The organism is Burkholderia arboris, from assembly GCF_902499125.1.
Taxonomy (GTDB): Bacteria; Pseudomonadota; Gammaproteobacteria; order Burkholderiales; family Burkholderiaceae; genus Burkholderia; species Burkholderia arboris.
In genome coordinates this window covers 159363-173891 of sequence record NZ_CABVPX010000014.1, presented here as the reverse complement: position 1 = coordinate 173891, position 14529 = coordinate 159363, and the positions used below count along the sequence as shown (strand labels likewise).

The 14529-nt window shown below is 68.9% G+C and carries 12 protein-coding genes; 2 read left to right on the top strand and 10 right to left on the bottom strand.

Annotation, left to right across the window (positions count from 1 at the left end; all coding sequences use genetic code 11):
- Window positions 1-16 precede the first annotated feature (16 nt).
- A complete protein-coding gene (locus BLA15945_RS18925; protein ID WP_059237349.1) occupies window positions 17-1456 on the top strand; it encodes an MFS transporter in 1440 nt (479 codons plus the stop codon).
- A 10-nt stretch (window positions 1457-1466) separates the two neighbouring features.
- Here the strand turns inward: BLA15945_RS18925 and BLA15945_RS18920 are convergent, their stop codons facing one another.
- Both BLA15945_RS18920 and BLA15945_RS18915 read right to left on the bottom strand, forming a co-directional pair.
- Complete coding sequence (locus BLA15945_RS18920) at window positions 1467-2402, bottom strand: hypothetical protein (RefSeq protein ID WP_059237350.1); 936 nt, start codon at window positions 2400-2402, stop codon at window positions 1467-1469.
- Window positions 2403-2470: 68 nt separating this feature from the next.
- Window positions 2471-2941: a winged helix-turn-helix transcriptional regulator gene (locus tag BLA15945_RS18915; protein ID WP_174993138.1), complete on the bottom strand. Its 471-nt coding sequence runs from the start codon at window positions 2939-2941 to the stop codon at window positions 2471-2473.
- 153 nt (window positions 2942-3094) lie between these two features.
- On the opposite strand from BLA15945_RS18915, the gene BLA15945_RS18910 reads away from it, so the two are divergent.
- Window positions 3095-4330 carry an MFS transporter gene (locus tag BLA15945_RS18910; protein WP_174993129.1) on the top strand — a complete coding sequence of 412 codons (1236 nt, stop codon included), beginning with the start codon at window positions 3095-3097 and terminating at the stop codon, window positions 4328-4330.
- A 141-nt stretch (window positions 4331-4471) separates the two neighbouring features.
- On the opposite strand, the gene BLA15945_RS18905 is transcribed toward BLA15945_RS18910, so the two are convergent.
- The 8 genes from BLA15945_RS18905 to BLA15945_RS18870 form a co-directional block, all read right to left on the bottom strand.
- Window positions 4472-5638 (bottom strand): glycosyltransferase family 4 protein, encoded by a 1167-nt coding sequence (locus BLA15945_RS18905; RefSeq protein ID WP_174993128.1) that lies wholly within the window; start codon window positions 5636-5638, stop codon window positions 4472-4474.
- Complete coding sequence (locus BLA15945_RS18900; RefSeq protein ID WP_174993127.1) at window positions 5638-6822, bottom strand: glycosyltransferase family 4 protein; 1185 nt, start codon at window positions 6820-6822, stop codon at window positions 5638-5640. Before BLA15945_RS18900 ends, BLA15945_RS18905 begins: the two co-directional genes overlap by 1 nt.
- Window positions 6819-8285: an O-antigen ligase family protein gene (locus tag BLA15945_RS18895; protein ID WP_059237355.1), complete on the bottom strand. Its 1467-nt coding sequence runs from the start codon at window positions 8283-8285 to the stop codon at window positions 6819-6821. Before BLA15945_RS18895 ends, BLA15945_RS18900 begins: the two co-directional genes overlap by 4 nt.
- A 10-nt stretch (window positions 8286-8295) precedes the next feature.
- Window positions 8296-9432 carry a glycosyltransferase family 4 protein gene (locus tag BLA15945_RS18890; protein WP_059237356.1) on the bottom strand — a complete coding sequence of 379 codons (1137 nt, stop codon included), beginning with the start codon at window positions 9430-9432 and terminating at the stop codon, window positions 8296-8298.
- A gap of 148 nt (window positions 9433-9580) precedes the next feature.
- Window positions 9581-10540, bottom strand: coding sequence for a glycosyltransferase family 2 protein (locus BLA15945_RS18885; RefSeq protein WP_059237357.1), 960 nt, complete (start codon window positions 10538-10540; stop codon window positions 9581-9583).
- 64 nt (window positions 10541-10604) lie between these two features.
- Window positions 10605-12830 carry a polysaccharide biosynthesis tyrosine autokinase gene (locus BLA15945_RS18880; protein ID WP_174993126.1) on the bottom strand — a complete coding sequence of 742 codons (2226 nt, stop codon included), beginning with the start codon at window positions 12828-12830 and terminating at the stop codon, window positions 10605-10607.
- 50 nt (window positions 12831-12880) lie between these two features.
- Window positions 12881-14083, bottom strand: a complete 1203-nt coding sequence (locus BLA15945_RS18875; protein WP_404823493.1) for a polysaccharide biosynthesis/export family protein — start codon at window positions 14081-14083, stop codon at window positions 12881-12883.
- Window positions 14062-14505, bottom strand: coding sequence for a low molecular weight protein-tyrosine-phosphatase (locus tag BLA15945_RS18870; protein WP_027791027.1), 444 nt, complete (start codon window positions 14503-14505; stop codon window positions 14062-14064). The genes BLA15945_RS18875 and BLA15945_RS18870 overlap by 22 nt, the downstream gene beginning before the upstream one ends.
- Window positions 14506-14529 lie beyond the last annotated feature (24 nt).

The window sequence follows — 14529 nt, the reverse complement described above, 5'->3', positions numbered from 1 at the left end:
GTCCTACGATGGGTGCATGGATACGACCACCCCCTCCCCCGCTTTCCCTTCCACGCTCGCACGCGTCGTCGCAACCGTCAGCATCGGTTTCGTCGTCACGCAGCTCGACGTGACGATCGTCAACATCGCGCTCGCGCATCTCGCGGCCGACCTGCACCTGCCGGTCGCCGGCCTGCAGTGGGTCGTCGATGCGTACACGCTCGCGTTCGCAGTGCTGATGCTGTCGGGCGGCGCGCTCGGCGACCGCTTCGGCGCGCGCCGCCTGTACATCGCGGGCCTCGTGCTGTTCGCGCTCGCGTCGCTTGCGTGCGGCGCCGCCGTCACACCCGCGATGCTGATCGCGGCCCGCGCGCTGCAGGGCGTCGGCGCCGCGGCCATGCTGCCCAATTCGCTCGCGCTGCTCAACGACGCGTGCCGGCACGACCCGCGCCTGCGCGCCCGTGCAGTCGGCTGGTGGACGGCCGCCGGGTCGATCTCGATCGCGGCCGGCCCGGTCGTCGGCGGCCTGCTGATCGCCGCGTGGGGCTGGCGCGGCATCTTCCTCGTGAACCTGCCGCTGTGCGCGGCGGGGCTCGCGGCCGCGTTCGCGTGGGCGCCGGCGCGCCGCGAACCGGCAGCGCCTTCCCGTCCGGTCCGTGCGCTCGACCTGCGCGGCCAGTTCATCGCGATCGCGATGCTGACCGCGCTGACCGGCGCGGTCATCGAATGGCAGCCGCTCGGCTTCGCGCATCCGGTCGTGGCCGGCGGTTTCGTGCTGGCGGCCCTGGCCGCGCTCGCGTTCGTCGCGGTCGAGTCGCGCACGGCCACGCCGATGCTGCCGCTGTCGCTGTTCCGCCATCGCACGTTCAGCGCGGCCGTGCTGTTCGGGATCTGCGTGAACCTCACCTACTACGGCACCGTATTCGTGCTCGCGCTCTACCTGCAGCGCGCACGCGGCGAATCGGCGCTGCAGGCGGGTCTCGCGTTCCTGCCGCTCACGGGCGGCTTCCTGCTGGCGAATCTCGCGAGCGGGCGCGTCGTCGCGCGTCACGGCCCGCGCGCGCCGATGCTGGCGGGCGCGCTCGTTGCCGCGCTCGGCTACGGGTCGCTGCATTTCGTCGACGCATCGACACCGCTTGCCGCGCTGCTCGTGCCGTTCCTGCTGATTCCGACGGGCATGGGGTTCGCGGTGCCGGCGATGACGACCGCCGTACTCGCATCGGTCGCGCCCGAACGGGCCGGCATCGCGTCGGCCGTGCTGAATACCGCGCGGCAGGCCGGCGGCGCGATGGGCGTCGCGGCGTTCGGCGCGCTTGCCGGCGGTGGCGGTGCATCGCAGGTCGTCAGCGGGCTACGGATCGAAACGGCCGTGTCGGTCGCGCTGCTGGTCGCCGCCGCGCTGCTCGCGACACGCGTGCGGCCCGATGCGCATCGCGGCGCCTCGGGCGCGCATCGGGCGATGCCGGCGACCGATTGAGCACCGGCGGTCACGCGTCGCCCGGATCGGGCTGGATCAGGTGACGCCACGGAAAGACGTTGCGCTTGAAGTGGCTCACGTACCCGCCGCCGCTGGCCTGGATCACCATGAACTGCAGCCGCGGATGCAGCGCCTGCAGCGCTTCGAGCGCCTCGAGGTCGAGACAGGTATTGCGCAGATGCAGCGTATGGAGCCGCTGGCCGGCCGGGCTCCTCAGCAAACGCTCGTAAGCGTCGAACGACGTCACGCTGCCGGCGCCGCGCTCGTGCTTCCACGCCGCATGCAGTTCCGTCGATTCGGAGAAGTCGAGGCAGCCGAGCGACGACAGGTTGTCGCTGCCGGCAAGACGGTCGATGAACTGCTGGGTGTCGCTGCTACCACCGATGCGCAGCCGGCCCAGGTGCGGCAACGGCACGTCGAAGAAGCGCGCATCGGGCGCATTCGGCACCGTCAGCTCGGCAAGGAACGGCGCCTTCGCAACGAAACGGGCAATCTCGCCGCCCTCCTGCATGATGAGGCCGCGGCGTACGATCATCGACAGGTTGTGATCGGCCGGTTCGGTGGGCCGCACATAGAGCGAGCGCAGCATCGGAAAGTGCGCATCCGAATCGAGCAGCGGACCGAAATCCCATTCGCGCGTGCCGTTCGCCCCCTCGTCGGGGCCGCTGAACGCCAGATCGGTCACGAGGCTCGCGACCTCCCGTTCCGCCAGGCATGCCAGCACCCGGTCGAGCGGCTCGCCCCACGCTTCGCCGAAATACCGGACATGCAGCCCGGCCCGCATCGGCGCGACGTCGACATGGTTGAAATCGGTCAGCCACAGCGGCTCCGCCGGATCCGAATGGTCGTGCCCGTCCTCGGCGCCTTCTCGCTCGCAAGCGTCGTGAATACGGCGCTGCAGGTCGAGCAACCGCCGATAACCGGCGGAATCCAGCGGATGGGTCATGGCGAAGCAACTCCGGTCGACGACGATCGCGACAGTCTAGCCGACCGACCGGCCGCCACGCATCGCGCTCACTGCCGCGCCACCGCCGCTTCAGCGCCGATCTTCTTCACGACCGTCTCGGCCGCCTTCAAAAGCCGACCATCGTCGTGCCGCAGCGCAAGCTTGCGGATCGCGCGCCCCGTGCTGCGATCGACCAGCACCGAATGCGGCTCGCCGCGCGCGAACAGGTTCGCTTCGCCCCACTGCCGCAGCATCACGATGACCGGAAACAGCCCCTCGCCCTTTTTCGTCAGCGCGTACTCCTGATACGCGGTGCCGTCCGACGCCGGCACGACGTCGAACACGCCGGCGTCCACCAGCATCTTCAGCCGGTCGGACAGGATGTTGCTCGCCACGCCGAGGCTCGCGCGGAAATCGCCGAAGCGGCGCACGCCGTCGAACGCATCGCGCACGATCAGCAACGCCCAGCGATCGCCGACGATATCGGTCGCCCGCGCCACCGGGCACGGCGAATCCGCAAGACTTTTCTGCCTGGCCATGTTCCTCTCCGCAATCGTGCCGGCCGCCTTTGCGGCAGCGCCGGCCATCCGTGCGCGAGCCGCCGCCCGCCGCACAACAGGTTGCATTTTAAAACTACTTTTCCTACACTCCACACCAGTTTCATTTTGCAACTACTTTGCGTGAGGAAACCCATGGCGTCTTCCTGTCAATCCGGCACCGTTGCTTCGAACGGGCCGACACATGCAACGCATCCGGCCGAAGACGGCCGCCTGTCTTCGGCACGCGTCGCATTGCTGGCCGCCTGCTGCGCGGCGAGCGTCGCGAACGTGTACTACGCGCAGCCGCTGCTCGATTCGATCGCGCGCGATTTCGGCGTGTCGCAGGCGGCCGTCGGCGGCGTCATCACCGCGACGCAACTCGGCTGCGCGCTCGCGCTGCTGTTCGTCGTGCCGCTCGGCGACCTGCTGAGCCGCAAGCGCCTGATCGCCGTGCAGCTTCTGCTGCTGACGGCAGCCTGCATCGGCGTGGCCGCGTCGTCGACGCGCATTGCGCTGCTAGCGGGGATGGTGGCGGTCGGCCTGCTCGGTACCGCTATGACACAAGGGCTGATCGCGTGCTCGGCGGCCCTCGCTGGCGCAGGCGAACGCGGGCGCGTGGTGGGCGCCGCGCAAGGCGGTGTCGTGGTCGGGCTGCTGGCCGCGCGCTCGCTGGCGGGTATCGTCACCGACATCGCGGGCTGGCGTGCGGTCTACCTGGTGTCGGGCGTGCTCGCGATCGCGATGCTCGTGGTGTTGTCGCGGCTGCTGCCCGACACGCACGCGCCGCGCGAACACATCGGGTACGTCGCGCTGCTGCGCTCGATGGTGTCGCTGCTGCGACATGAACGCGTGCTGCACGTGCGCGGTGCGATCGCGCTGCTGATGTTCGCGGCGTTCAGCATCTTCTGGAGTGCGCTCGTGCTGCCATTGAGCGCGCCGCCGCACGCGATGTCGCATACGCAAATCGGCGCATTCGGCCTCGTCGGCGCGCTGGGTGCGGCGGCGGCGGCCCGCGCGGGCCGGCTCGCGGATCGCGGGCGCGGCGAAGCGACGACCGGCGCCGCACTCGCGCTGCTCGCGTGCTCGTGGCTGCCGCTCGCGTTCGGCAATACGTCGATTGCGCTGCTGATCGTTGGCATCGTGCTGCTGGACGTCGGCGGGCAAGCCGTCCATGTCGTCAACCAGAGCATGATTCTCGGCGCGCGGCCCGATGCGCATGCACGCCTCGTCGGCTGCTACATGCTGTTCTACTCGGTCGGCAGCGGGCTCGGCGCGATTGCCTCGACGATGATGTATGCACGCGCCGGATGGACGGGGGTCTGCGTGCTCGGCGCGGTCGTGAGCGTGGCCGCGTTCGGCGCATGGGCCGTGACGCTCCGGCGCGCGTGACGCGCGCCGGCCGTGTGGATCGGTGTGGATCAACCGGGAAAAGCCGGCCCGCCCTCGTCGGGCGGCCGGCGCGCGAACCGGTCGCGAACATGCGCCGGCCCGGCTTTCGGGTTCGGCGCGCCAGGGACGCGCCGCGGACGCTCAGCCTGCCGCCTGGATCGCCTCTTCGTACACGCCGGCGACGCGTCGCGCGATCACCGCGTTGTCGAAATGATCGCGCGCATACCGCTTGCACGCGGCTTCGTCGGGCAGCGCGATCGCGCCCGACAGCGCGCCGCCGAGCCCGTCGGCAATCGCATCCGCGCCCGTCGACGGCAGCACGAGATCGTCGGACAGCCCGGCAACCGCCTCCGGCAACCCGCCGACCGGCGTGACCAGCACGGGCGTGCCGGACGCGAGCGATTCGACGGTGATCAACCCGAAACCTTCGAGCGCGACCGTCGGCACGACGCTGATCGTCGCCGCGCGGTACAGCGCCGCGAGATGATGGTCGGGCACGAAGCCGAGCAGCTTCACGTTGTCCTGGAGCCCGGCATCGTCGATGCGCTGCTGCAGCTCCTCGCCGATCTTGCCCTTGCCGGCGATCAGCAGCAGCACGTCCGGGTGACGGTGCTGGACGAGGCCGATCGCATCGATCAGGTCCTCCAGCCCCATGCGCCGCACGAGCCGGCGCACGGCCAGCACGATCGGCCGGTCCTGCGGCAGCTGCAGCTTGTGCCGCGCCTCGGCGGGCGTGAGCGGCGTGTCGAACTGCGCGGTATCGACACAGCCGGGAATGACGCGTACGCGCGACGGATCGATCCCGTAGCGGTTCGTCAGGATCTGGCCGAATGCCTGCGACAGCACGATCAGCCGCGACGAGCGCGTATAGACGGCCTGTTCGAGGTAGCGCTTCGCGCGCTGCCCGAGCGATGCGGCGCCCTCGACCTGGCTTTCGTCGGCCCACGGCCCCTGGAAGTGCGACACCTGCGGAATCCCGCGCGTCACGTCGAGCCCCGGGAACGTGTACAGCGCGAAGTGCGACGAAATCACGTCCGGCCGCTCGCTGCGGATTTCCTCGCGCAGCGCGCGCCGCGCGGCGAGCATCCGGCGCGCGAGCGGCTCCGATGCGGGACCGAAGCCCTGGATCGCCCCGCCCGTGTCGTCGGCGACCTTCGGCGAGCCCGCAACGAGCCCGCGCACCTCGACGCCCGCGCCCGGCAGCGCGCCGACGAGCGAGTAGTACATCCGGTCGAGGCCGCCCGCGCGTTCGGGGAACCAGTGCATGCCGATCTGCAACGATTTGATCGGCCGGGAAGATTGAGACATCACGGTTGCTCCTGCGTGATTGCATGCTCGACCCGCTCGAAGGCGGACGGCTGCGTGGGTTGGCCGATGCGCCGGTAGAGCGCGACGTACTGGGCACCCATGTGCGCCCAGCCGAAACGGGTCATCAGTTCGCGGGCCGCGTCGCCCATCGCGCGGCAGGTGTCGCGCGAGGCCGCGAGCGAGCCGATCGCCTGCGCGAGCGCGGCCGGATCGTCCGGGTCCTCCAGCACGATCCCGCATTCGCGCGTGATGATTTCCGCGCCGCCCGCCGTGCGCGCGGTGACGACCGGCAGCCCGGCCGCCATCGCCTCCAGCAGCGACAGGCTCATCGCTTCGTAGCGCGACGGAAAGACATACGCGTCGACCGAACGCATCAGCGTCGGCATGTTTTTCACGAGACCGAGGAAATGCACGCGCGAATCGATGCCGAGCGCACGCGCCTCTTCCGGATAAGGGCTGCCGGGCAGATAGCCGGCCACCGCCAGGTGCACGTTCGCCGGCAGCTTCGTCAGCGCCTTCAGCACGGTGCCGAGGTTCTTGCGCGGCGTGCGCAGGTCGCCGACGAACAGCAGCAGGAACGCGTCGTCCGGCAGCTTGAACGCCGCGCGATCGGCCTGCGCGCCCGCGAACGCACTGCCGTCGACGCCGTTGTAGATCACGCTGATCTTGCGGCTGTCGATCCCGAGCCCGGCGATCTCGTCGGCCACCTTCTGCGACACCGCGGTAATCGCGCGCGAGCGCCGGTAGGCCCAGCGCTCGAGCACGGTGTTCACGCGCGTATAGACATACTGGTAAGCCGACCACATCCCCTTCGTGGGGCCGAACGGATAGTACGGACTCTTGAACCAGCCGCCGTGCACGAAGTGCGCGGTATTCACGTCGGCCTTGATCCATGAAATGAAGCCGTTCACGTGCAGCACGTCGTATTCGCCGCGATGCGCGCGCAGCCAGGCCGCGCTCTTCAGCGCGAACACCTGCTGCTTGACGAGATTCGACGGCCAGAAGCCGCCGACCTTCACCGGCACCCAGCGCACGCGCGGGTCGGCCAGCAGCTCCGGCGCGACATGCGACGCGACCAGCGTGACCTCGTAGTTCTCGGCCAGCGCCGCGCGCGCGATTTCGTAATTGACGCGGCCCTGCCCGTCGTTATGTCGCACGACATGCGTGACGATCGCGATTCTCAATGGTCGCCTCCCCGTGAACGCGCGGCGGCCAGCAGGCGTTGTGCCTTCTGCCAGTGCGCCGCGGCAAGTATCGAAAAAATGGCTGTGAACATCAGCAGGCCGCCCGTGCCGATCAGCGAGTTCGTGAACACGAGCATCGCGAGGGTCGACAGGCACAGGCTCAGGCACGCGGCGACGAACTTGTCCTTGCGCAGCTTGAAAGCCGCGCGCAGCGCGCGGCCGAACAGCATCACGACGCCGGCGAGATACAGCAGCGTGCCGGGCCAGCCGAGCACGAACGGCACGTTCATCACGCCGCTGTCGAAGCTGCCGTACTTGCCGAGCTCGCCGCTGTCGCTCGACAGCTTCGTCGACGCCCCCGTCGCGCCCATCCCTTCGCCGGCGACGTCGGTGAACGCGGTCTGCGCGAAGGTCGCGTAGAACTTGTTGCGATCGTCGTAGCTCCGGTCGTCCTTCAGGTTCGTGATCGACTGCAGACGCGCGCCCAGACGGTCGGCCACCGGCCCGACGGTCAGCAGCGGCACGCAGAGCCCGACCAGCACGATGCCGCTGATGAGGATCCGCATCCGCACGCGGTTGTTCGACTGAGCCAGCTGGATCGCGAGCGCGATCACCCAGCCGCCCCACGTCGAGCGCACGAGACACAGCGCGAACGACACGAAGCCGGCCGCCCCGGCGAACCAGCGGATCTTCTGCGGCGCCGCGAACACGAACACCAGCGCGCCCATGATCGCGAACGCGAACGGCCCCGACGAGTTCATCGTGCTGAATACCCGCACGCCGTACGGCACCGGCTCGCCCTGCGAACCCATGTCCGACCCGATCATCCACAGCACGTCCCACTGCGGCATCACGAAGTACTGCACGACGCCGTACACGCCCATCACGAGCATGCCCCACATGAACGTGGACAGCAGCACGTCGCGGTACTCGGGATAGTCGCGCGAGTTGACCATGATGTGAAAGCCGATCAGCACCGGGTACACCCAGTTCGCGAGGTCATAGGTCGCGGCCATCACGCCGCTCGACACGATTCCGACGAGATAGGCGTACGCGAGCCCGAACAGCATCAGCAGCACGGGTATCCCGCGCCGCTGCGCGAGCGCGCGGTAATGCCTGAGCAGCCCCAGGCCCGCGATCATCGTCACCGCGAGCGGCGCGACCTGGATCAGGCTCGTCGGCGTGAACGCGCCCTTCGACCAGTCGGCGAGACGCCGCACCTCCGGGCTCAGGAACCACACCCACCACATGAAGCCGACATAGCGCGCCGGGCTCTTGAAATACAGCCAGATGCCGACCGCGATGGCCAGCACCGGAAACGCGAGCGTCAGTACCTTGCCCTGGTGGATGGCGATCAGCGCTGCGGTAAACGTCCACAATCCGGCCTGCCCGGCCCAGTGCTTCGGCTCGGCGAACCAGCGGCGGTTGCGCGACGGGGCGCGTTCGGCGGTAATCGTACTCATCGATCCGCTCTCAACGCGACGACGGACGCGAATCCGCGAGCGGCATCGTCACGCCTGCCGCGGCCGGCGTACGGCGCCGGCGCAGCATGTCGCGCGTGATCCGCACGTGCTGCTCGGCGAACGCCCGGGTGGTCAGGTCGCGTTCGCGCAGGCACGCGGCAGCCGCCCGCGCACAATCGAGCGCCGCAACCGGATCGGCGACGAAGCGGTCGGCCGCCTGGCGCATCGCCTGCGCATCGAACGCCGGCACATAGGCGGCCGTATCGTGCGGGAAGTAGTCGCTGAGCCCGCCCACGTCGGACACGATCATCGGCTTGCCGACGGCCGCCGCCTCGAGCATCACGGTGATGCCCGACGCATGGAAATTCGGCCGCAGCGGCACGACGATCACGTCGGCCCACGCATACAGCTCGTGCTGCTTCGCGAGCCCCGACGCCGAACCGATCTTCACGTTCGGCGCGTGCCATTCGCGCGGCACGCGGCGGCGCGTCGCGAGCCGCACGTCGTAACGCTCGTCGCCGCCGAACGCGGCGAGGAACGTGCGCCAGTCGCGATCGCGGTCGTTGCCGATCGCCGCGATCCGCAGCGGCCGGCTCGGCTTCCATTGCTGCGGCTCGGTCGGCGGGAAATCCTGCGTGTTCAGCCCGTAGTAGACGAACTCGGCTTCGCGCCCGAGATAGCGGCGGCACAGGTCCGCGTTGTCGCGGGCGAGCGTGGTCAGCGCGTCCGCGCGCTTGAGCAGCTTGCGGTACAGCCAGCGGCGCGGGCCGCCGAAGCTGCCCCACTTGTCGAACAGCCACACGCTCTGCGCGAGCAGCAACGGGCGCTTGCCCTGCGCGCCGGCGAGCTTCAGGATCAGCGACGCGGCGAGGTGCTCCTGTTCCGTGTGTGTCCAGATCACGTCGGTATTGAGCAGTTCGGCGCGGTTGCGCCAGGCATGCACGAGATCGAAGCCGAGCGCCGCCTTCAGCGCACGGCGCGCGAGGCTCGCGACGCGATTCTCGCCGCCGTCCTGCGAATAGGTCAGCCGGAATTCGTCGGATTCGGCATGGTGATAGCCGTACAGGCAGCCGATGTTCTCGCCTTTCCGGTAGGTACGCGGATCGGCGCCGTAAAACAGGTGGACGTGGACGTTCGTTGCAGTCATGTCAGCCTCCGCCGGGCCGCCTGGCAGTCGGACGGACAAGCCCTCCGGAGACGGGGGGGCTGCGCCCCCCCATGCGAACGGCGTGAGCGTGGGGATTGTTTCATTTCGAGCCCTCCGGGCGTGGCCGTGCGCGATGCGCGCGAGCCGTTCAAGACGTCACCGGCGGCATCGCCGCACGGTGGGGGGCAAGGTTCGTGCGGCGCGCATCGCGCGCGCCGCGGCGCACCGCGCGCCAGTGCGCGAGCACGCGGCCGCGCCGTGCGGTATGCAGCGACAGCAGCACGTGCGCGAAGCCCGGGTAGACGCGCGTGCCCACCAGCGCCCACCACCACCACGCGATCTCGCGCCGTACCGGCGGCAGGTGCTCGCGCAGCGTCAGCTGCAGGTTGTACGCGCCGTTGCTGATCGCATTCAGCGATGCCGCATCGCGCCGGTCGTCGTCGAAGCGCTCGGCCGGGAAATGATCGACGGCGATCGCCGGGTCGTACAGCAGCTTCCAGCCCGCACGCTGCACCTCCATGCTGAACGCGGTGTCGTTGTGCGCCTGTGCGCCCGCGCCGCGCAGCCGCGTATCGAAGTGCAGCCCGGCGATCGCCGTGCGCCGGTAGCTCATGTTCGCGCCCTTCAGCGTGTCGACTTCACGCGCGCCGCCGACACCGAGGTGATGATTGCCGATGATCTTGCCCGACAGCGTGAGCTGGCCGACCAGCTCGCGCGACTCGTCGAGCAGGCGGCCCTTCTCGTGTACCCAGTCGCGGCCGCCGACCGCGCCCACACGCGGGTCGGACAGGAACGCGGCTTCGATGCGCGCGAGCCAGTCGGGATGCGGCGCCGCATCGTCGTCGGTGATCGCGACGACGTCGCCGTGTACCGAGTCGAGCCCCTTGTTCAGTGCGGCGACCTGCCCCGTCACGTCAACCGGCACGATGCGCAGCGGCAGCGCGCCGCCGACCGCCGGATCGGCGAGCCGTTCATGCGTGGCATCGTCCTCCGGGCGCGCGACGACGATCACCTCGTCGGGCAGCCGCTGCTGCCGCTGCAGCGCCAACAGGCAGCGCGCGAGGTCGGCGGGACGCCGGTAGGTCGGAACGAGCACGGAAATTTTCATCGATGGTTCTCCAGTCGGCCGGGCCGGCGGCACGCGCTGCCCGCCCGGTTACGCGCGTTGCGGATCAGGCGCTCAGGTATTCGTGCACGGCCGCATAGCCGCGACCGTAGCCGCGCGCCTTCGGCGGCACGCCGTTGAAGATCCCGCCTTCCAGATCGACGCCCGCGGTGCGCAGGCGCTTGATCGCATCGGCGATCTCGCCTTCGGTATGCATGCCCGAGCGCAGCACGAGGAACGCCGAGCCGGCCATGCGGCCGATGATGGTCGCGTCGGTCACCGCCAGTACCGGCGGCGAATCGATCAGCACGACGTCGTAGCGCTTGCCGAGCCCTTCGAGGTATTGCGGCAGGCGCGTCGACATCAGCAGTTCCGACGGATTCGGCGGGCGCGTGCCGGCTGCGATGAACGACAGGCCCTGCACCGGCGTTTCGCGCACCGCATCCTCGAGCGCCGACTGGTCGCTCAGCAGCTCGGACAAGCCCGGCTGCGCGGTCAGACCAAAGTAGCGGTCGAGCAGGCCGCGACGCATGTCGGCGTCGATCAGCAGCACGCGCTTGCCCGAATGGGCGAGCAGCACCGCGAGGTTGACCGTCAGGAAACTCTTGCCGATGCCGGGCGTCGGGCCCGTCAGCACGATCACGCGGTTCTTCGCATCCATCATCGCGAACTGCATCGCGGTGCGCAGGCTGCGCAGGCTCTCGACACTGAGATCCTTCGGACGCAGGCTGGCGAGGATCGGCCGTGCCCGGCCACCGCCCTTCTCGGCCGCCGCGTCGAGCTTCACCTGCTCGGCGCTTTGCGGCACCAGCCCGTACAGCGGCAGGTTGAACGCGCGCTCGATGCGGTCCGGATCCTCGATGCCCTGGAACATGTTGCGGCGCAGGAACACGACGCCCGTGCCGAGAATCAGGCCCAGGAACACGGCTGCCGACAGGATCAGCACCTTCTTCGGCTTGACCGGATCGCCCGGACGCAGCGCCGAATCGATCAGGTGGATGTTGCCGCCCGTGCCCGCCTTCTGCACCGACAGCTCCTGCACGCGGTTCAGCAGCAGCACGTAGATGTCCTCGGCGACCTTCGCGTCGCGCTGGAGCTGGACGGCCTTCACTTCGGTGGCCGGCAGGCTACGGAAGCGGTTGCTGAACTTGTCCTTCTCGCCCTGCAGTTCCGCGAGCTGCTGCTTCGCGGCGATCACCATCGGGTGCGAATCGGTGAAACGCTGCGCGAGCGACGCGAGTTGCAGGCGCTGCGCGGCGATCTGCTGTTCGTACTGCACGCTGCCTTCGAGGTAGACCTTCGCCTCGTCGCTCGCATTGATCGAGCCCGACGTGCGCTGGTACTGCGTCAGCGCGGCTTCCGCGCGTTCGAGGTCGGCCTTCAGGCGCGGTTCCTCGCCCTTCAGGAAGTCGAGCATCTTGGTCGCTTCGGCCTGCTTCGCGACCACGTGCTGGTTCAGGTACGACTGCGCGAGCGCGTTCGCGATCGCGGCGGTCTGGTCCGGGTCCTTGCCTTCGAGCGAGATCTGCACGACACCCGTCTGCTTGCCCTGCTCGGTCACCTGGATGCCGGCCTGGAACCCGCTGATCGCATCGAGATCGTTGTAGCGGACCACCGTGAACTGCGTGCCGGGGCGCGCGACGAGGTGCTTCACGAGCAGCGACACGCCGCCGCCCTGCGCCGATTCGCCGACGCGGCCCGACAGCAGCCGTTTCCCGTTCTCGTCGACCAGCGAGTAGGTGTCGTTGGGGCCGGCCGTCAGCGTCAGCTTCTTGCCTTCGAGCACGGGATCGACGTTGATCGTGTCGACGTCGGCGACTTCGCCGCCCCACGCATACGATTTCAGGCCGAGCCACGGCCGCGCCGGCTCGCCCGTCGTCGCGAGGCGCGCGGCGAGACTGCCGATCACCGGCAGCGTCTTCGGCACGACCGAGAAGTTCAGCTTGAACTGCTCGACGACCGGCGCGACGACGCCGCGGCTCTTGATGATCTCGATTTCCGCATCGGTCGGCGCCTGCTGCGGGCCGCTGTTGATCATCGCGCCCGTCTGCGTCTGGGTGAGCGCCTGCGACGTGTTGTCGTTGCCCTCGACGCGCACGTGCACATCCGCCTGGTAGACCGGCTTGGCGATGAAGCAGTAGAGGCCGGCGAGTGCGATGACCGTCACCGCGATGCCGAGCAGCAGCCAGATGTCGTCCATGATCACCTGGAGCAACTGGCCGAGGACGACGTCCTCTTCCTCGGTTTTCGCGGTCAGATCCGCGTAGGAGTGTTTCGCTTGCGTGTTCACCATTCGTTCCCGCTTGAGTGGTGCCGGGGCGGAGGCGCCGCCCCGGCGGGCTATCAGCGTGTGATTTGCCGCATGTAGAAGATCGTCTGGATCGTCGGCAGCACCTGCTGCAGCACACGGTTGAACTGCACCGAGCTGGCCGTGCTGACGTACACGACGTCGAGCGGTTGAAGCGGGAAGCGGCTCGACAGCATCAGCGCGTCGGGCTGCGTCATGTCGAGACGGAACACTTCAGGCTTCGTCGGGTTGTCGCGCATCCCGCGCATCACGTAGATCTTGCGCGGGTTCGCGTCGGTGTCGAGGATGCCGCCGCCCGCCGTCAGCGCGTCGGCGATGGTCAGCCTGCCCTTGAGCATCGGCACCGTGACCGGCGTCTTGACCTCGCCCATGATGAACACGCGGCTGTCGCTGCGGTCCGGCACGTTGACGATGTCGCCCGCCTGCAGCATCACGTTCTTGTTGACCTCGCCGCGATCGAGCACGCCGTTCGCGTCGAGCGTGTAGAGCTTGCCGTCGCGCGTCAGGCGCACGCGCTGCAGGTCGGCCTCGTTGGTCGAGCCGCCCGAGCGCGAGATCGCGTCGACGAGTGTCAGCGGCACGTCGCTCATCGCGAGCGGGCCCGGCTGCTTCACTTCGCCCGTCACCTGCACCTTCTGGCTGCGGAACGACAGCACGCGCACGTCGAGCTGCGGATTCTTCACGTAGCGCGACAGGCTGGACGCCATCTGCTCGCGGATCTGCGCGACCGTCTTGCCCGCCACGCGCACGCGGCCGACGAACGGGAAGAAGATCGTGCCGTCGGCGCCGACCGTCTGGCCGTACGGATCGGCCTGGCCCGGCAGCGCAGTCGTATACGGCTGCTGCAGCGCGCCCGCGACCGATTGCGTCGTGTTGCCGCCGCTCGAGAACGACTGGCCCTGCGGCGTCGTCAGCTCGGGGTGATCCCACACGGTGACGCCGAGGATGTCCTGCGGGCCGACGCGATACGTGTACTGCGACGGATCGCTATAGCGCCCAGGCGGCAGCGGATGGTCGACCTGCGCTTTCTGCAGCTGGTCCATCACCACTTTGGCGTCGATGTAATGAACCGGATAGGTTTCGGCCGCTTCCTGCCGGCCTTCGTCCTTCAGGTTCGACGAATCGAGGTAGTTGCCGGGAGCGGTTGCACAGGCTGACAGGAAAGTCGTCAGCGCAACGGCAAGCGCCACCGGACGCATTGGGCGCATCGGGCGTTTCAGCATAGTTTCTGTAGCCATCCTTGAACCAGGCGTTCGATCAGTGAGTAGCTCTCGCGGTAATCGGCTTCGGGGCCGCCGTGCGGGTCGGCAATCTCGGCCCCTTCCCACTTGCCGAGCAGGTGGACCTTGCCGCGCGCGAACGGATCGACCTTTTCGACGGCCGCAATCTGTCCGCGCTCGCTGACGAGAATCAGGTCGGCGTCGCGCACGATCCGGCGCGACAGCCGCCGCGACCGGTGGGTCGTCGCATCGACGCCCCGCTCGGCGAGCAGTTGCCGCATCACCGGATCGATGCCGTCGCCGTCATTCGCATGCACGCCGGCCGAGTGGAACGTCGGGCGCGGGCCGCCGCGCGACGCGGCGTGCGACTTGAACAGCATTTCCGCTGCCGGGCTGCGGCAGACGTTCGCGTGGCAGACGATCAGGATGTTCCGGAACATGGTGTCTCGTAACGAGTGACGGGA